A 17,270-nucleotide genomic window follows, 5' to 3' on the forward strand; every position below is an offset into this window, starting at 1 on the left:
AACATGCCTTAGGCCACCATCGCGGCTTCCGGCAGTTCCGCGTCTGCAATCGTCAGGAACCGTGTCAGCAGCGCAGCACATTTTTGCGCATGGGTTGCAATGAGGGAGTGTCCGGCGTCCTCGACAACCGCGCTGTGCACATGCGGCAAGGCGTGTTGCAGCATGTCGGTCATTGCCACCATGGCTGGATTGGCCAACCCGCCTCTGACGAGAAGCACCGGGATATCGAGGGCACCATAGTCACGCAGTTCGGCCTCGAAACTGAAAACCGTCAGCCAGTCGATCACATTTGTCGGGGCAGTCTGCCGGCAGTGGGTCCGCACGATTTCGGGAAGCGCTGCAAAGGTGCCCTGACCGCCCCAGAAGTCGATGATGATGCCGGCCGCGTCGGCGTCTCCGGCGTCGACCGCCGCGCTGAACTCCCGGCTGAGCCCCTGAACGTCCTGATAGAGGCCTTGCCTCGGCTCGCTGTTGAGGAGCGCGATGGGATTTGCCTCGAAGAGCGACAGGCTCGCCACGTCGATGGAATTTGCCAGGGCCGCGGCAAGGGCAACAGCACCGCCAAAGGAATGCCCGACCAGATGCACAGGTCCCCCGGCACGACGCGCCGCCTGCTCGATGATCCGCAGCTGGTGCCGCATGCCGAAATCATTGCGCGAGCGGGTCTCCGCGGTCGCGCCATAACCGCAGAGGCTGGTGCCGATCATCCGGTAGTCAGGCGACAGCCATTTCTGCATCGGCCGCCAGGCCGCATATGTGCTGAAGGATCCCGGGACGAACAGCACGGTCGGTCCCGAGCCTTCTTCCGCATAGTCTATCGCATAGTCCATGGACGACATGCGTCCCTCCCTGTACTGCGCCGCTCACGCGGCAAGTTCTGTGCCGAGACGCAGGATTTCCGCGACCAGCAGGTCGAGATCCTTGTACTGGGTTCGGTGATTGGCGATCGCCACCCTCAGGCAATGCTGGTCATGCACGGTGGTGTCGGATAGAGCCGCGATGCCTTCTTCCTGGAGGCGCAGCATGATTTCGGTGTTGAACGCCTTCAGCCGCTCGCCGGACAGCCCGTTGGCGCGGTGGCGGAAGCAGACGATGTTGATGCTCACCGGCGCCATCAGCTCCAGCGCCGGCTCGGCCTCGACCAGGCTGGCCAGATACCTGGCTTGAGCGATGTTCTGGTCGATCAGCCGGCCGAATTTTTCAATACCGTGCTCCTTTAGCGCCATCCACACCTTGAGCGCGCGGAAGCCGCGCGAGGTCTGCAACCCGTAATCATGCAGCCATTTCCCTGACGCGAGGCCGCGCGACGTCGATTCCAGATATTCCGGTATGACGGCAAAGGCGCCGCGATGCGCCTCGGCATCGCGGACCAGCGCGCAGCCCGCCTCGAACGGCGCGTGCAGCCATTTGTGCGGGTCGAGAGCAAGCGAGTCGGCTTGTTCGACGCCGGCAACGAGACTTGCATTCTCCGGCGCGATTGCGATCAGCGCGCCGATGCAGCCATCGACGTGGAACCAGAGATCCTCGTCCGCCGCCAGTCTTGCAAGCGCCTGCAAATCGTCGATCGCGCCGGTGTTGACGGTGCCGGCATTACCGATGACACAGGCCGGCTTGAAGCCCGCCTTTCGATCTTCCGCGATCGCCGCCCGCAAGGCGGCGATGTCGATGCGCATTGCGGCATCGCTCGGTATGCGGCGAAGCGCCCGGTTGCCGAGGCCGAGCACCTCCATCGCCTTGCGGTGGCAGAAGTGGGTCTGGTCAGAGCCATAGAAACGCAAGGGCTGCGCGATGGCACCGACGCCATGCTCGCGCACGTCGATGCCAGCCTTGGTGTTGCGCGCCACGGTGAGCCCGATGATGTTGGCCATCGAGCCGCCGCTGACCAGCGTGCCGCTGGCCGAAGCGGGAAAGCCCACCATCTGCTTGCACCAGTCGACCACCTGGCTGTCCATCAGGCCGGCGGCGTGGTTGCCGCCGCCCAGATTGGAACCCTGGATCGCCGCCAGGAAATCACCGAGCGCGCCGGTGAAATTGCTGGAGCCCATGTACCAGGACCAGAAGCGCGGATGGATGTTGCCCATCGGATAGGCCATGACGTTGCGCGCGACATCGCCGTAAATCTCGGCGATCGGCGCAGGCGAGCGCGGCAAGGGCGCGTCAAAGAACGCCCTCACCTCGCCCGGCATCTCCCGCCACACCGGGCGGTCGCGAACGTCGCGCAGATAGCCGACGGCATCGTCGACGATCCGGTGCGACAGGGCCTGCATATCGGCCCAGTCCAGGGGATCGAGCGTTTCCTCCGCTGTCGCGCTCGAGGTTTGCGGCATCGCGTCCATAGTGGCGTCCCCCGCGATCCGCTGTCAGGCGTCGAACTGGCAGCCGGGCGTCGAACGCGAAAGCGTGATCTCTTCCGCATCCATTTCCGCCTCGATGCCATCGAACAGCGGCGTCGTCATATAGCGTTCGCCGGTGTCGGGGAGCATGCACAGGATCACCGAACCGGCTGGTGATGTCCCGGCGATCTGCCGCGCCACGGCGAAGGTGGAGCCGCCGGAGATGCCGGTGAAGATCCCCTCCTGCTGCGCCAGCGCCTTGGCCCATTTGATGCCTTCGGGCCCGGCGATCGGCATCACTTCGTCATAGTAGCGCTTGTCGATCGCTTCCTGCAGCACGTTGGGAATGAAATCCGGGGTCCAGCCCTGGATCGGATGCGGCTCGAAGGCCGGATGGCTGGCGGCCGGTGCGCCGTTTTTACCGCGCTCCTGCGGCTTGCCACTGCCGACAAGCTGCGCGTTGGCCGGTTCAGTGAGCACGATCCGGGTCTCCGGCCGCTCCCGGCGCAGCACGCGCGCCACGCCGGCGACGGTGCCGCCGGTGCCATAGCCGGTGACGAAGCAGTCGAGCCTGGAGCCGGCGAAATCATTGACGATCTCGCGCGCCGTGGTCGCTTCGTGGATGGCCGCATTGGCCTCGGTCTCGAACTGACGGGCCAGGAACCAGCCATTGGCTTCGGCGAGTTCCACCGCTTTCTTGTACATGCCGAAACCCTTCTGGGCGCGCGGCGTCAGCACCACCTTGGCGCCAAGCATGCGCATCAGCTTGCGGCGCTCTACGGAGAAGCTGTCGGCCATCGTCACCACCAGCGGATAGCCCTTCTGCGCGCAGACCATGGCAAGCCCGATGCCGGTATTGCCGCTGGTCGCCTCGACGACGGTCTGCCCAGGCCGCAATGCCCCGCTGCGTTCGGCCGCCTCGATGATGTTGAGTGCCAGACGGTCCTTGACCGAGGCGGCCGGGTTGAAGAACTCGGCCTTGACATAGATGGTCGCGTGCGCGGGGCCGAGATTGTTGATCCGGATCACCGGCGTATCGCCGATCGTATCGAGAATGCTGTCGAACAGGCGGCCGCGGCCGGCCGTGGTCCTGATTTTTGACTGATGCAACATGTCCGCTCTCCTCAAGCTGTCGTCACGAGCCGGTTACAGGCCGGCGGTTTGAGCGGCGCGGTTTCGAGACCTTGCCGCGTTATGGTTCCCGACTTGCCGACAGTGCGGCAATGGCGACATCCGGCGCCGAAATTCGCTGCCGGATGCACCTTGTCGCGTTCGGTGATAGAACAGCAGTCGGTTGGCCAGCGTGGTAGCAAGCGTGGTATTGCCCGTGGAATCCGTTCAAAAGATCCAAAGTGGCGAGGTTGCCGGCCTTTCCGTGCGCCTGCTCGGGCCGCTGACTGTTCTTCGCGGCGGCGTCGCGATAGCATTGCCGGCATCGCGCAAGCTGCGTGCGTTGCTGGCCTATCTCACGCTCACGCCGCATGCCGTCGGGCGCAGTCGCCTGTGCGAGCTTCTGTGGGATGTGCCGAACGACCCGCGAGGCGAGCTTCGCTGGTGCCTCAGCAAGCTGCGCGGCGTTCTCGACGACCCTGATGTCAGCAGGATCGAAACGCAGGGCGACACGGTCGGGCTGCGCCTGGACGGCGTCTCGGTCGATGCCGTCGAGATCGCCGCTGCCGCGGCGGCGGGAATAGCAACACTTGGCCCGGAGCGGCTGCAGGCGCTGTCCGACCTGTTCGCCGGCGATTTCCTCGATGGGCTGGAGCTGGACCGCTGTCCACATTTCGACAGCTGGCTGGTTGCACAACGCCGCCGGTTCACCTCTTGCCACATCGCCATCCTGGAACATCTGGTCAACACCCTGCCGGCTGGCTCCGACGCCTCTCCCTATCTCGACAAATGGCTGGAACTCGCGCCCTTCGACGTGCGCGCGCATGTGGCCCTGCTGGAGAACCTGGCCAGGCGGGGCCAGATCGGCCAGTGCGAGGAACACCTTGTTGTCGCCGCCCAGCTGTTTCAATCGGAAGAGCTGGAATTCGCACCCGTGCGCGAGGCATGGCGGGCGATCAAGGACCGGCAATCGGATGCAGCGCCAGGCGCGCAGCGGGCGATTGCCTTCGCGCCCCAAGTTCCGATCGCGCTTGCCGAACCGGATGCCGCCGCATCGCGCCGGGCCTCGCTTGCGGTCATGCCGTTTGTCGAGCACGCCGGCACCGAAGGCATTCGCGGCGGGCTGGCCGACGGCATGACCCACGACATCATCACCCGCCTCGCCAAGCTCAGGGATTTCTTCGTCATCGCGCGTGGGTCGATGTTCGCGCTGGCCGAGAAAAACATCGCGCCGGAGGATGCGGGGCGCCGGCTGAACGTCGATTACGTGGCCACGGGAACCGTCCGCAGCCTGGCGGGCCGCATCATCGTCTCGGTCGAACTCATCGAGGTGCGCACGGCGAGGATCGTCTGGGCCGAGACCTTCGAGCGCAAGCAGGACGACATCTTCATCGTGCTCGACGATATCGGCAACAGCATCGTCTCCTCGATCGCGGCCGAGATCGCCACGGTCGAGCGCAACCGCGCCATGCTGAAGGCCCCCAACTCGCTCAATGCCTGGGAAGCCTATCACCGCGGCCTCTGGCACATGTACCGCTTCACCCGCACGGAGAACGAACTGGCCCAGCAGTTCTTCGGCATGGCCTTGAAGCAGGACCCGACCTTCGCCCGCGCCTATGCCGGCCTCTCCTTCACCCATTGGCAGAACGCCTTCCAGCGCTGGGGCGATCGCGACCAGGAAACCGCGCTCGCCTTCGAAAGCGCCGGCCAGAGCCTGCTGGTCGACGACCACAACCCCGCCGCCCACTGGGCCATGGGCCGCGCGCTGTGGCTGCGCGGGGAACAGGACGGGTCCTTGCTCGAGCTGGAACGGGCCGTCGACCTCAGCCCGAACTTTGCGCTCGGCCATTATGCGCTGTCCTTCGTACAATCCCAGTCGGGCGACCCGAAATCCGCGATCGGCTCATCCGACCATTCGCGCCACCTCAGCCCCTTCGATCCGCTGCTGTTCGGCATGATGGGGTCGCGGGCCATGGCGCTGGCCCGGCTCGGCCAGTTCGACGAGGCGGCCGAATGGGCCCTGAAAGCGGCCGCACGGCCCAACGCCCACACCATCATCCTGTCGATCGCAGCGCATTGCCTGGCGCTGGCGGGCCGACAGGACGAGGCACGAAACTTCGCCGCCGCCATCCGCAAGACAATGCCGGACTACCGCGCCGACGATTTCATCGCCACCTTCCGCTTCGATTCCGAGGGGGAGGCGCTATTTCGGAATGGCGCCAGGCTCATCGGATTGAATTGAACTTCCAAGGCTGATGAACTGTCAGCTTCGCTCTAAGTATTTGTTTTGACGCAATTCCGGACGGAAAACCGCCACGCACTTTTCCTGGAATTGCTTTAACGGACGAGCGGTCCGTCCGCCTTCTTCCACGCGTCGATGCCGCCATGGATGTGGCGGGCGCTGGCAATCCCGGCGTCCTGGGCGGCCTGAACCGCCATCGCCGAGCGTTCGCCGAAGGCGCAGTAGAACAAAAGCCGCTTACCGGTCGACCTGGCAAGCTCGTGCAGCATGCCGCCGGCGGCGATGTTTTCCTGCAGCCGGGGATAGGGCAGGTGGATGGCGCCGGGGATGACGCCATGCCGTTCGCGCTCTGCATTCTCGCGCAGATCGATCAGCGCGACGTCGGGCCTGCCAACCAGCGCCAGCGCGACCTCGGCGGTGACCGACCAGCCCCGCCCGGCAATATCGTCCTGGTGCAGTCCGACCTTCATGTTGGCCGGCACGGCGACATCCATCATCTTCGGATTGGAGAGCTTCAGATTGTTCATGATCTCGACGTACTCATCCATCGACTTCACCTGCAGGCGCGGGTTGAACGCCTTCTCCTCGCCGATGGTCGAGACGGTCTCGCCCTTGTAGTCATGCGCCGGATAGATCAGCGTTTCGTTGGGCAGCTTGAGCAGGCGGCCGAAGATCGATTCATATTGCTGGCGCGGATCGCCATTCTGAAAGTCGGTGCGGCCGGTGCCGCGAATGAGCAGCGTATCGCCGGTGAACACCCGGTCCGGCAGAATGAAGCTGTAGGAATCGTCGGTGTGGCCAGGCGTGTAGATCACGTCGAGCGCCAGCCCCTCTATGGCGAGCTTGTCGCCGTCGGCAAGCCGCATCGACACCACGTCGGCCTTGGTCTGCTCGCCCATCACGGTCACGCAATGCGTTTTGTCGCGCAGCGCGCCGAGGCCGGTGATGTGGTCGGCATGCAGATGCGTGTCCACCGCCTTGACCAGCCTGAGGTCGAGTTCGTTGACGAGTTGCAGATAGCGGTCGACCTTCTCCAGCACCGGATCGATGATCAGCGCCTCGCCGCCCTTGCGGCTGGCGAGCAGGTAGGAATAGGTGCCCGAAACGGAATCGAAGAGCTGTCGGAAGATCATCCCTTGCACCCTAGCCGGCCGCGGCACGACCGGCCGCGCGAATAGTGTAACACTAGGGCGCGGTTCCGGCACCTGCCAGCCGTACCAAAGGTGCGGCCCTTGCCTCGCGGCCGCAACTTCGGCCACTTACTGAACCGCAGGCGGCTACCGCCGCAGCACCGCGCTCAGCACGTCTCTGATGCCGATCGCGCCGACAAAACGCGACTGGTCGTCGAACAGCGCCACCGGTGCGGTCTGCGAGCGGTGCATGGCCAGCATCACCGTCTTGAGTGACGTGCCTGGGGTTGCCCAGAACACCTGAGCGGTCTCCTCTGGCTGGGCTTCGATGTCGGTGCACGAAACCCACACCGCTGGCTTGCCGTCGCGTTCCGCCGCCGCCACCAGCCCGTGCTCGTCTATCTTGAAACGCGTCGTCTTGCGCCGGTCGAGCCAGACCCAGCCGTCGGTGCTCTCTTCGAGATCGCGGCGGTCGCGCATCACGTTCCAGGCGGTCAGCACCGAGAGCGGGTTAACATTGGCGATGAAGTCGCGGACATAGTCGTTGGCGGGCCTGAGCACGATGTCCTCCGGCGCGCCGGTCTGGACGATGCGCCCGCCCTCCATGATGGTAATGTGAGTGCCGATCTTGAGCGCCTCCTCGAGATCGTGGCTGACGAAGATGATGGTCTTCTTCAGCTCGGCCTGCAGTTGCAGCAACTCGTCCTGCAGCTTGGTCCGGATCAGCGGATCGAGCGCCGAAAACGGCTCGTCCATCAACAGAATCGGCGCCTCGGTGGCAAAGGCGCGCGCCAGACCGACGCGCTGCTGCATGCCGCCGGAAAGCTCGTGGGCGTATTTCTTCGACCACTGGTCGAGATTGACCAGCTTGAGCTGGCGATGCACACGTTCCTTGCGCTCGGCGTCGGGCATGCCGGCGAGCTCAAGGCCGAGACCGACGTTTTCCTCCACCGTGCGCCACGGCAGCAGGCCGAACTGCTGGAACACCATCGCCACCTGCTTTTGCCGCAGCCGCCGAAGCGTCGCCTCATCACAGGTAACGACGTCGACCGTGCCGTCACCGTCCTTGACCAGAACCTGGCCGCGAGAAACGACGTTCAGCCGGTTGACGGCCCTGAGCAACGTCGACTTGCCTGAACCGGAAAGACCCATGAGGACCGAAATCTCGCCCTCATGCACGGTCAGGCTGGCGCCGGCGCAACCCAGCACATTGCCGGTCTTCTCCAGGATTTCGGCGCGGGTGGCGCCGCTGTCGATGAGCGCCAGCGAACCGGCCTGGTCGGCGCCGAAGACGATATCGACGTTCTTGAAATCAACGGCGACGGTCATTTCTTGCCTCCAACGCCAATACGGGTCATTCGGTCGAGCACGATGGCAAGCACGACGATTGCCAGACCGGCTTCAAGCCCAAGGTCGATCCTGCGCGAGCCGAGCGCCCGGTTGATCTCGGTGCCGAGGCCGCCGGCGCCGATGAGGGCCGCGAAAACCACCATCGACAGCGACAGCATGATCGACTGTGTCAGGCCGGCCATGATGGTGGGCAGCGCCGAGGGCAGCTCGACCTTCCATAGGAGTTGTCTTTTGGTGGCGCCGAACGCCTCGCCGGCCTCGACGATCGACTTCGGTACCGAAGTGACACCGAGATGGGTAAGACGTACCGAAGTCGGGATGACGAAGATGATGGTGACGATGAGGCCGGGCGCGTTGCCAAGGCCGAACAGGGTCAGCACCGGGATCAGGTAGACGAAGGTCGGCAGCGTCTGCATCAGGTCCAGCACGGGCAGCATGATGCGGTAGACTTTCGGCTTGTGCGCGGCCCAGATGCCGAGCGGCACGCCTATGGCCATCGAGGCGGCGGCGGCGGCAACCACCAGCACCAGCGTCTCGACAGTCTGTTTCCAGAGGTTCTGGTTCAGGATGAACAGCAGCCCGAGGAAGACGGCGACGGCCAGGCCCCTGGAGCGCTGCAGGAAATAGGCGAGCACCGCAATCAGCGCGATGAGCAGGACGGGCGGCAACAGCAGAAGTCCGTCGACTACCCCGTCGAGCAGGAAATTGAGGCTGTTGGAAAAAGCCCTGAAGACGGTATCGAAATTGTCTGTAAGAAAGCCGAAGAAGGCCTTCCCCCACGGACCTATGGGGATCTTGTAGGCGACCAGGAATTTCGAAATCGGATCCATCTTGCCCCTCTATGGCTGCGCCATCCTTGCCGGACGGTCATCTTGTCACAGGATATGAAAAAGGGCAGCCTTTTCCACGATGGCTGCCCTTTTCCGGTCACGCCGGATTCAAGGTCGGCTCAGCCTCCGAGTGCGGTCTTGACCGCCGCGGCGGCATCACCGCCGTCGAAGGTGGTCACGCCGGCGATCCAGGGCGCAACCGCGTCCGGATGCTTCTTCAGCCAGTCGGTCGCGACCGTGTTGGCGTCGCCGCCCTTGAGGATCGCGTCCATCATCTCGCCTTCCATGTCGAGGTTGAACTTCAAATTGGCGATGAACTTGCCTGCATTCGGGCACTCGGTGGTGTAGCCCTTGCGCACATTGGTATGCACAGTGGCAGCGCCGAAGCCGCTATCGCCCATTCCGTCGAGATAGGTGATCTTCATGGCTCCCATCACCGGATGCGGCGTCCAGCCGAGGAAGGCGATCCATTCGTTGTTCTTCATCGACTGCTCGGCCTGGGTGAGCATGCCGGCTTCCGACGACTCGACCAGTTCGAAGCCTTCGAGGTTGTCCTTCGGGTTCTTGATCATGTCGAGGATGATGCGGTTGCCGTCATTGCCGGCCTCGATGCCGTAGATCTTGCCGTCGAACTTGTCCTTGAACTTGCCGAGGTCGGTCAACGTCTTGACGCCGGCGTCCGCGACATAGGTCGGCACAACGATGCCGTAGCCAGCACCGCTGAGGTTCTCACTGATGGTCTCGACCGAGCCGTCGGCGGTGTAGTCCTTGATGTCGTTGGTCATCGACGGCATCCAGTTGCCGAGGAAGACGTCGAGATCCTTGTTCTTCAGCGAGGCCATGGTGACCGGAACCGACAGCTGGATCACCTGCGGCTCGTAGCCGAGCGCGGTGAGCAGCACCGAGGCGACACCGGTCGTCGCCTGGATGTCGGTCCAGCCGACATCGGAAAGACGTACCGCCTTGCAGCTTTCCGGATCTCCGGCAAAGGCAGCGCTCGTGGACAGGAAAGCCGCCAGACCGAGGCCGGCGACGTAGGAATTCATACGCGACATAGATATTCTCCCATTGCGATTCTTTTGGCGAAGCGAAGTAACGGTTTTGATCTCCGCCTTGTTTCGTCAGCCAAACACCATTCTGGTGCGGTTTCAAGCACTAAGGCAATCACGATGAACGGCGCCGGCTGGCCGATCAGCGACACGCATGCCGCTTTTTTGATGGCAGGCGGCTTTTTCAGGGGAATGAGCCACCGCCCCCTCCCCGCGCCGGGACAAGTCGGCTTAAAAGAGCAGGATGGCCAAGCTTTATTTTAACTATGCGACGATGAATGCCGGCAAGACGACGATGCTGCTACAGGCGTCCTACAATTATCGCGAACGCGGCATGACGACGATGCTGTTCGTCGCCGGCCACTACCGCAAGGGCGACACCGGGCTGATCTCGTCGCGCATCGGCCTGGAAACGGAGGCCGAGATGTTTCGTGACGGCGACGACCTCTACGCCCGCGTCGCCGAGCATCACGACCACGCGACCGTGCATTGCGTCTTCGTCGACGAGGCGCAGTTCCTCGAGGAAGGTCAGGTCTGGCAACTCGCCCGCATCGCCGACCGGCTGAACATCCCGGTCATGTGCTACGGCCTGCGCACCGATTTCCAGGGCAAGCTGTTCTCCGGTTCGCGCGCGCTGCTGGCGATTGCCGACGATCTGCGCGAAGTGCGAACCATCTGCCGCTGCGGCCGCAAGGCGACGATGGTCGTGCGCCTCGGCCCGGACGGCAAGGTGGCGAGGCAGGGCGAGCAGGTGGCGATCGGCAAAGACGTCTATGTCTCGCTCTGCCGCCGCCACTGGGAAGAGGAAATGGGCAGGGCGGCGCCCGACGATTTCATCGGCTTCACCAGGGCCTGACCGGCGCGGCGGGCTCTGCCGCCGGCTCCGCGGCGGCCGGATCGAGCAGCCAATCCGCCACGATGTGCTTGTTTTTGTTAGGGCCTCGGTCCTATAGACCCGTCAGCCAGAACTCTCCGGGGTCAGCCAATGCTTCGAGCCGTTTCGTCTGCCGCTGCCCTTTTCCTCGCCGGCGTTCTTGCCGCGCATGCCGACGGCGACGCGGCACTCGGCAAGAAGGTCTTCAACCGATGCATCGCCTGTCACGAGGCGGCAACCGAGCGCGACAAGGTCGGCCCGCATCTGCTGGGCGTCGTCGGCCGAACGGCCGGTACGGCCGAAAGCTTCCTTGGCCATTATTCGCAGGCCATGAAGGATGCCGGCGCCGCCGGCCTGGTCTGGGACGAGGCGAACCTTGCCGTGTACCTGCACGCGCCCAAGCTGAAGGTTCCCGGCAACAAGATGGCCTTTGCCGGCCTGAGCAACGACGCCGACATCGCCAATGTCATCGCCTATCTGAAGGCCGACCCGAAGCCCTGAGCCCGGCCGGCGGGCAAGATCGCGTTGGCGCCGGTCCAGCATGCCCACTGCCGCCGCCGAGCCTGCTGCAATCATTTGCCGAATATTGAGGCAGCCGTCCCATTGGGAATCGAATGCTTTTTTGCCGCTGCTTCCGTCCAAAAGTCCGGCGGCACGTGAACTGCGCCCGACCGAGCAGGTAGTCAACCCATGAGAATGGTTCATTTATCTTTCAAGGGAGGATCGAAACCTTTTGTTTTCGCAGCTCCTCTTGTCTTGCGTCTTTCAATCCCCGGATGCTCCACATATATTCGCGCCGACACGAAACCGATGCCGATGCGGGAGGCCCCTATGGCGACATTGCAGAATTTCGATGCCGAAATTGCCAAGACCAAGCAGGTCGTGCAGGACATGCGCTCCAAGATCGAGCAGTCCGGCACCGTACTCGACACGCTGGCCCAGGCCGACAAGAAGATCGGCGACGCCAATTTCGAAATCGAGAACGCCCGCATCGAGGATGTGCTCAAGCAGCAGAAGGTGATGGAAGGCAACATCGCCGATCTGATCATCGGGCTGGAGGACGCCACCAACGTCTTCGGCGCCGAATTCGAGAGCATGAAGAACTATACCGGCTGGGAAAGCTTCGTCGGCATCTTCTCGGCCCAGAGCAAACAGCGCATGCGTACCGACCGCGTCCGCAACATGTCGCTGGCCGGCAACCTGCAGGAACTGCTGGCCAAGTCCGACACCATCGTCGGCATCCTCAAGGCACAGAAGGAAGTTCTCGACCAGCGCTACAAGACCTCCGAGGCCAGCCTGTCGCAGGTCATCGAGCGCCGCAAGACCACCATGACGAACCTCGAAGCGGTGCAGAAACGCATCGAGGAGCTCAACCCGATGCTGCTCGACATCGAGAACAAGATCGCCGCCTCGACCAGCCAGAAGGAGCGCACGCAGCTCGAAGGCGAGCGCTCGAAGCTCGCCACCGAATACAATGAGAAGCAGGCCAAGGAGCAGGAATTGCTGGCCGAAAGCCAGACGCTGGAGCGCTACACCTCGATGTTCCAGACCTTCGTCGATTCGCTCAACAACCAGATCGCCGCGCAGTCGACGCTGATCAACAAGCTGACCATCGATACCGAGCAGCGCATCGTGCTCTACAAGGCCCTGGAAGACTCGCTGAAGACCGCCGCGCAGCAGGACGTCGCCCACAAGATCAACACGCTGGGCAGCCAGGTCGACAACACCGCCGAGGAAACCATGGCCGGCATCGGCGCCGCCTCGCAGAAGCACATCGGCGATCTTCTCGAAATGCACGAGAAGAACATGGTGGCCACCGCCGACATCCAGCGCCGCAAGAAGCTGGCCGACGATGCCTTTGCCCGCCGCTTCGACGAGGTGATGAAGAAGCACAATTCGGCCAACTACGTGCAGTCGTAATTGCCGCACGCGTACTGTTCCACAAGGTTGACGGCATGACCCCCGAGAACGAGGCGGCGGCGCGCTATTTCTCCGCCATCACGGCGGCGCTGAGCGGGCTGGAAGTGTTCATGCGCGACGACCGCTCGCCGCTCTACCGGCACGGCATCGTCGCCAAGATCGTCGCCGAATACATTGCCCGGCTGGACAAATCGTTTTCCTGCTGGCGCAACCGTCTCGGCTTCATGGACACGTTCCGCATCTCGCGCGCCGACAGCGGCTACCCCGTGTTCCAGAACCTGCTGGAACTGGAGAACGACCGCCGCCAGGCCGATACGCGCCTTGCCGGCATCCCGCTGGCCGGCGAGCTGCGCGAGGAGATGGCCGACTTCATCCTGCGCCACAAGGAATTCCCGCAAGCGCTGCAGAAGTCGATGGCCGAGCGGCTCTATCTGGAGGACGTCAAGAGCGGGTCGACCTTCGGCCCGTTCACGCTGGCGCAGACGGCAAAGGTCTCCGTCAACCCGAAGACGCTGCGGCCCTATTATCTGGTCCACTGGGCCAGTTTCGACGGCAGCGCGAACCTGCCGCTGATCTACATGGTGACCGTGGAGGACTCATCCGAGGACATGATCCGGCAGCTCGTCGACAGCAGCGGCAAGCTGAACGAAAGGGTCGACATTCCCCTGCCGGTGGACGGCCTGCTCAATCCCGAACTCGCCCACCGCTTCGACGATTTCACCGAGAAGAACTCGGCCTACACGCTGTCGCCGGCGACCATTGCCGTGAACCTCGACAAGGATTTCGAGCCGCTGCATCCCAAGCAGCTGCGCCGCGTCGTGCTCGGCCCGTTCTATTCGGCGGGGATCACCGACAACAACACGACGGTGACGGAAGTGCTGGCCAAGGTGCGCAAGCCCGAGAACGCCTGGCTGCTGACCTGGACCATCCAAGAGGTCTATTCGAAAGCCGAAAAGCCGGGCCGCAAGGGGCTATTTTCGAGCGAGAAGACGACGCAGGAATTCTTCATCAACACCGACGACCTGGAGGCCGCCCGCCAGGGCGTGTCGAGCTACGAGAACCATGCGCTGATCCCGCACGAAGCCTACCAGGCGCTCTACGCCGCCGGCGAAGCGCAGAAGATCTTCTCCGGCTACAAGGTCCACATCCTGTCCAAAGGACAGGTCATCAGCGACGTCTGACCGTCAACCCGCGGAGCATCCTTCATGGACACCGGCCTGACCACGATTTCGGAAGCCGCAATCGAAAAGCACCGCGCCACCGCGCAGAGCTTCATCACCCGCATCGTCGTGCTGGAGGATCCCTCGCGCGAATCCGGCACAGCGCTTGCCGGCACCAACCGCCGATTCGTCTCGACCGTCTCGGTCGGCTCGGTGCGCCGCACCCGCGAGGTCGAGCTGTCGAAAACCGTCGCCGCCATCCATCCCGACGACCAGCTGATGACCATCCAGCAGCACACGCTTTTGTTTCGCGCCCGGCGCGGGCTGGCGATCGCGCTGGCCATATCGGATGTCTTTGCCGAAGGCTCGGACCTCGAAAGCCTGCAGGCCAAGAACGCCCGCGCCCCGCTCGAGGGCGACGAAGCCGCCACCTTCAAGAAACTTCTGTCGGCCTCGGCCTATATCTCCGCCTTCAGCCTCGCCTCCTATCTGTTCCAGTTGGTCGACAGTGACGGCGAGGCGCCGAACGATATTGCGGAACCGGATTTCCTGTTCGACACCCAGCAGGATGCGGTGAAGTCGATCGTCGCCGGCCTCGACAAGGCAATCGCCGGCTCGAAGGACGATGCCGATCTGATGACCCGGGCGCGCGCCTTTGCCCGTGTTGCGATCGATGGACTGCTGGCGCGAAAAGGCCGTTTCGACGGCATCGGGCCGTTCGAGAATGCCCATATCCGCATCGACGTCGACGACTTCACCCTCGACGGCTTCGACGTCGCGCCCGGCAAGCGCTCCAAGCCGCTGGCGATGACCTTCAAGAAACCGGAAGAGGTCGTCGGCAACCACATCGCCAAATACCAGTCGGTCAAGCTCGCCAAGATGCTGATGGCCTATGATTTCGAGCGCGAATTGAACCCCTTCGTCGAACTCGGCGGCTTCCTGTTCACCTTCATCGGCGACGGCGCGCCGGGCACCGGCAAGACGACGCTGATCCAGATGATTGCCGGCCTCGTCAACAATTACTGCCAGGTCGCCGGCTATCCCTTCGCCTATGAGAATTTCGGCGTCGACCAGATTTCGTCCTACCAGGGAAAATCCGGCCAGAACTGCCGGCAGTTCATCAACAATGTGCTCAATCCGCGCGTCATCGGCTTCGGCACCGTCGACGATATCGACCAGGTGGCGGCGCGCCGTTCCGACGACCGCGCCTCGGCCGGCCAGCAGGAGATCACCGGTGTCCTGATGGACGCCTTTGCCGGCGCCGGCACCGTGGTGCGCGGCAATTGCTCCTTCGGCATGTTCTCCAACTATCCCGAGAACGTCGACGACGCTCTGCGCCAGCGCGCCGGCGCCCGCTGGCTGGTCGACGGGCCGCAGAGCCGCGACGACTACATCGACATCTTCGTCCTGCTCGCCGGCAAGAACCACAAGATCCCGCTCGGCGACCACAAGCTCTACGCCGCCCAGGAAATCCAGCGTGCGGTGACGGAAGCCTATGAGGAGCATGAAAAGCCGCAGGAAGACGGGCTGATGAAGGTCTACGAGCGCTACATCAAGGAAAGCGGCGCGCCGAAGTCGATGGCCGACATCGGCACCTATCTGCACATGATCAAGGACGCCGAACCACGCTTCACCGGCCGCGCCATCAAGAACGTCACCGACGCCATCAAGATGCGCGCCATGGACATCGAGCTGCCCGATGAGTGGTTCGAGAAGCCGGAAGCCTTCATGCACAAGGGCTACGATGAGAAGAAGGCGATGATCGAGGAACTGCGCGGACCGTTCTCGATGGATATGGTCATGCAGGAGATCAACCGCTATGCCGACTCGGAATTCCGCTACTCCGACAAGTCGGACGACGCGGCAGTGACCAAGATGATCCGCGACACCAGGCTGCGCGACCGCGCCGTGCGCGAAATCGAGGAGATGAAGGCCAAGGGAAATTGGAATGCGTAAGGGCGTGCAATGAAACCCGATCTGCTGCGCGACAACGAGCTGATTTATGGCCGGCTGCTGACGGTTGACGAGCCGCATCTGATCCAGCGCTACAACAAGGCGATGGTAGCCTTCGGGCTCGAAGCCACCAAGCTGAAGAGCTTCCAGATCGACCGCACCGGCTTTTCGCCTGAGGTCGCCGACGAATGCGGCGATTACGACTATCTCGATCCCAACGAGGTCAACCGCCGCTTCATCATCCTGACGCCTTCGCAGATCGACCTGCCGGTGGTCCACACCGCCTTCTCCAACACCTCGCAGCTGATGTTCGAGTTCATGTCGAAGAACCAGCGCGCCATCGATGCGCTGACCATCAAGGACGTCATCTACGGCGAGATCGAGGATTCGGTTCCCAAGGTCAACGACATCGAGGATCTGCTGTCGATCAACCAGGTCGAGTTCAAGGTGCTGTCGGCCGAAGACGTGCTGGGCAAGGCGGCCGAACTCGGCAAGCTTGTCGACCGGCTGAAGCAGGAACCCGATGCCTGGCGCGACAGCGCCATGCTGCAACGCATGGTGGACCTCGCCAAGATCTGCGGCGACATCCGCGAAAACGCGCTGGTGCCCGACCAGGTGATCTTCCGCCACAACGCTTTTTGGACGAGCCATTTCGGCGGCCTCTACGTGTTCGTCGATCCGGATATGACGACTGTCGTCGGCGACCCGGCAGCTCCAGGCTTCCGCCGTTCGCGCCCGTGGCAGGTGAGCTATCTGTCGATCAACGACGCCGACAAGGTGTTCAGGTTCCTCGCCGCGACCGGCCGTATCGAATTGCCGCGCGCCTCGTGGATCGAGGCCTCCGGCTATCTCGAACACCGTGCCGAGATGGTGGTGCGCGCGCTGATCCGCGACAGCGAACCCGACCGCAACCTGACCGACGTCGACAAGGTCTGGCTGCAGACCTGGATCCACGGCCATGCCGATTTGATCACCAGGGACGGCAATTTTCCGTTCCTCAACGCCGCCAAACGCGAGGTCGCCCAGCTTGGCCATCTCAAGATCGAGGACGTGTTCCCGCAGCAGCGCTTCCTGGTGATCCGGGCGAAGCCCGATCATCCCGATGCCTGGCTGACCAACCAGCTGATCTCGGATTTCGTGCCGCAGGACTTCGTCTCGCGCTACGTCTTCAACAAGCCGGGCTTCTACAGGGACTTCGACGGCTACAGCGACGCCTGGCGATCGCATGTTGTGGACGTTCTGAAAACCACATATTTGAAGGACAAGGTGGCGTTTCGCACGCGCCTCTACGGCCTAACTGACTGATGGGGGTGTCATCG

Annotated in this window: 14 protein-coding genes; 7 read left to right on the forward strand and 7 right to left on the reverse strand. The window is 63.2% G+C overall.

Annotated elements, in window-relative coordinates:
* Positions 1-8: 8 nt before the first annotated feature.
* From A6B35_RS26700 to A6B35_RS26710, 3 genes are read right to left on the reverse strand one after another with little or no spacing between them, the layout of a single operon-like run.
* On the reverse strand, positions 9-839 hold the full coding sequence (locus tag A6B35_RS26700; protein WP_050900738.1) for an alpha/beta fold hydrolase: 831 nt from the start codon (positions 837-839) through the stop codon (positions 9-11).
* Between the two features lie 24 nt (positions 840-863).
* On the reverse strand, positions 864-2,336 hold the full coding sequence (locus A6B35_RS26705) for a pyridoxal phosphate-dependent decarboxylase family protein (RefSeq protein ID WP_006202454.1): 1,473 nt from the start codon (positions 2,334-2,336) through the stop codon (positions 864-866).
* Positions 2,337-2,360: 24 nt separating this feature from the next.
* Complete coding sequence (locus A6B35_RS26710; RefSeq protein ID WP_065518289.1) at positions 2,361-3,446, reverse strand: PLP-dependent cysteine synthase family protein; 1,086 nt, start codon at positions 3,444-3,446, stop codon at positions 2,361-2,363.
* 208 nt (positions 3,447-3,654) lie between these two features.
* Here A6B35_RS26710 and A6B35_RS26715 point away from each other — a divergent pair, with 208 nt between their 5' ends.
* Entirely contained in the window at positions 3,655-5,685 is a 2,031-nt protein-coding gene (locus A6B35_RS26715) for a tetratricopeptide repeat protein (protein WP_006203522.1), read from the forward strand.
* A 95-nt stretch (positions 5,686-5,780) separates the two neighbouring features.
* On the opposite strand, the gene A6B35_RS26720 is transcribed toward A6B35_RS26715, so the two are convergent.
* The 4 genes from A6B35_RS26720 to A6B35_RS26735 all read right to left on the reverse strand — a co-directional run bounded on the left by A6B35_RS26720 (position 5,781) and on the right by A6B35_RS26735 (position 10,050).
* A complete protein-coding gene (locus A6B35_RS26720) occupies positions 5,781-6,818 on the reverse strand; it encodes an MBL fold metallo-hydrolase (RefSeq protein ID WP_006203523.1) in 1,038 nt (345 codons plus the stop codon).
* A 144-nt stretch (positions 6,819-6,962) separates the two neighbouring features.
* A complete protein-coding gene (gene choV / locus A6B35_RS26725; RefSeq protein WP_006203524.1) occupies positions 6,963-8,144 on the reverse strand; it encodes a choline ABC transporter ATP-binding protein in 1,182 nt (393 codons plus the stop codon).
* Positions 8,141-8,995, reverse strand: coding sequence for a choline ABC transporter permease subunit (gene choW, locus A6B35_RS26730; RefSeq protein ID WP_006203525.1), 855 nt, complete (start codon positions 8,993-8,995; stop codon positions 8,141-8,143). Before choW ends, choV begins: the two co-directional genes overlap by 4 nt.
* 119 nt (positions 8,996-9,114) lie before the next feature.
* Complete coding sequence (locus tag A6B35_RS26735; protein ID WP_006203526.1) at positions 9,115-10,050, reverse strand: choline ABC transporter substrate-binding protein; 936 nt, start codon at positions 10,048-10,050, stop codon at positions 9,115-9,117.
* A gap of 238 nt (positions 10,051-10,288) precedes the next feature.
* Between A6B35_RS26735 and A6B35_RS26740 the strand changes: the two genes are divergently transcribed.
* The 6 genes from A6B35_RS26740 (at position 10,289) to A6B35_RS26765 (ending at position 17,256) form a co-directional block, all read left to right on the forward strand.
* On the forward strand, positions 10,289-10,900 hold the full coding sequence (locus A6B35_RS26740; protein ID WP_006203527.1) for a thymidine kinase: 612 nt from the start codon (positions 10,289-10,291) through the stop codon (positions 10,898-10,900).
* 129 nt (positions 10,901-11,029) lie between these two features.
* Positions 11,030-11,419 carry a c-type cytochrome gene (locus A6B35_RS26745; RefSeq protein WP_006203529.1) on the forward strand — a complete coding sequence of 130 codons (390 nt, stop codon included), beginning with the start codon at positions 11,030-11,032 and terminating at the stop codon, positions 11,417-11,419.
* Positions 11,420-11,749: 330 nt separating this feature from the next.
* On the forward strand, positions 11,750-12,838 hold the full coding sequence (locus A6B35_RS26750; RefSeq protein ID WP_006203531.1) for a hypothetical protein: 1,089 nt from the start codon (positions 11,750-11,752) through the stop codon (positions 12,836-12,838).
* 35 nt (positions 12,839-12,873) lie between these two features.
* Positions 12,874-14,019 (forward strand): hypothetical protein, encoded by a 1,146-nt coding sequence (locus A6B35_RS26755; protein ID WP_006203532.1) that lies wholly within the window; start codon positions 12,874-12,876, stop codon positions 14,017-14,019.
* A gap of 24 nt (positions 14,020-14,043) precedes the next feature.
* Positions 14,044-15,954, forward strand: a complete 1,911-nt coding sequence (locus A6B35_RS26760) for an ATP-binding protein (protein ID WP_006203534.1) — start codon at positions 14,044-14,046, stop codon at positions 15,952-15,954.
* 9 nt (positions 15,955-15,963) lie between these two features.
* Positions 15,964-17,256 (forward strand): DUF6638 family protein, encoded by a 1,293-nt coding sequence (locus A6B35_RS26765; protein WP_006203535.1) that lies wholly within the window; start codon positions 15,964-15,966, stop codon positions 17,254-17,256.
* Positions 17,257-17,270 lie beyond the last annotated feature (14 nt).

Source organism: Mesorhizobium amorphae CCNWGS0123 (genome assembly GCF_001686985.1).
GTDB classification, from domain to species: domain Bacteria; phylum Pseudomonadota; class Alphaproteobacteria; order Rhizobiales; family Rhizobiaceae; genus Mesorhizobium; species Mesorhizobium amorphae.

Coding starts and splice junctions, on each gene's coding strand:
- A6B35_RS26700 (WP_050900738.1), bottom strand. CDS start 839: ATGTCGTCCATGGACTATGCGATAGACTATGCGGAAGAAGGCTCGGGA.
- A6B35_RS26705 (WP_006202454.1), bottom strand. CDS start 2,336: ATGGACGCGATGCCGCAAACCTCGAGCGCGACAGCGGAGGAAACGCTC.
- A6B35_RS26710 (WP_065518289.1), bottom strand. CDS start 3,446: ATGTTGCATCAGTCAAAAATCAGGACCACGGCCGGCCGCGGCCGCCTG.
- A6B35_RS26720 (WP_006203523.1), bottom strand. CDS start 6,818: ATGATCTTCCGACAGCTCTTCGATTCCGTTTCGGGCACCTATTCCTAC.
- choV (WP_006203524.1), bottom strand. CDS start 8,144: ATGACCGTCGCCGTTGATTTCAAGAACGTCGATATCGTCTTCGGCGCC.
- choW (WP_006203525.1), bottom strand. CDS start 8,995: ATGGATCCGATTTCGAAATTCCTGGTCGCCTACAAGATCCCCATAGGT.
- A6B35_RS26735 (WP_006203526.1), bottom strand. CDS start 10,050: ATGTCGCGTATGAATTCCTACGTCGCCGGCCTCGGTCTGGCGGCTTTC.
- A6B35_RS26740 (WP_006203527.1), top strand. CDS start 10,289: ATGGCCAAGCTTTATTTTAACTATGCGACGATGAATGCCGGCAAGACG.
- A6B35_RS26745 (WP_006203529.1), top strand. CDS start 11,030: ATGCTTCGAGCCGTTTCGTCTGCCGCTGCCCTTTTCCTCGCCGGCGTT.
- A6B35_RS26750 (WP_006203531.1), top strand. CDS start 11,750: ATGGCGACATTGCAGAATTTCGATGCCGAAATTGCCAAGACCAAGCAG.
- A6B35_RS26755 (WP_006203532.1), top strand. CDS start 12,874: ATGACCCCCGAGAACGAGGCGGCGGCGCGCTATTTCTCCGCCATCACG.
- A6B35_RS26760 (WP_006203534.1), top strand. CDS start 14,044: ATGGACACCGGCCTGACCACGATTTCGGAAGCCGCAATCGAAAAGCAC.
- A6B35_RS26765 (WP_006203535.1), top strand. CDS start 15,964: ATGAAACCCGATCTGCTGCGCGACAACGAGCTGATTTATGGCCGGCTG.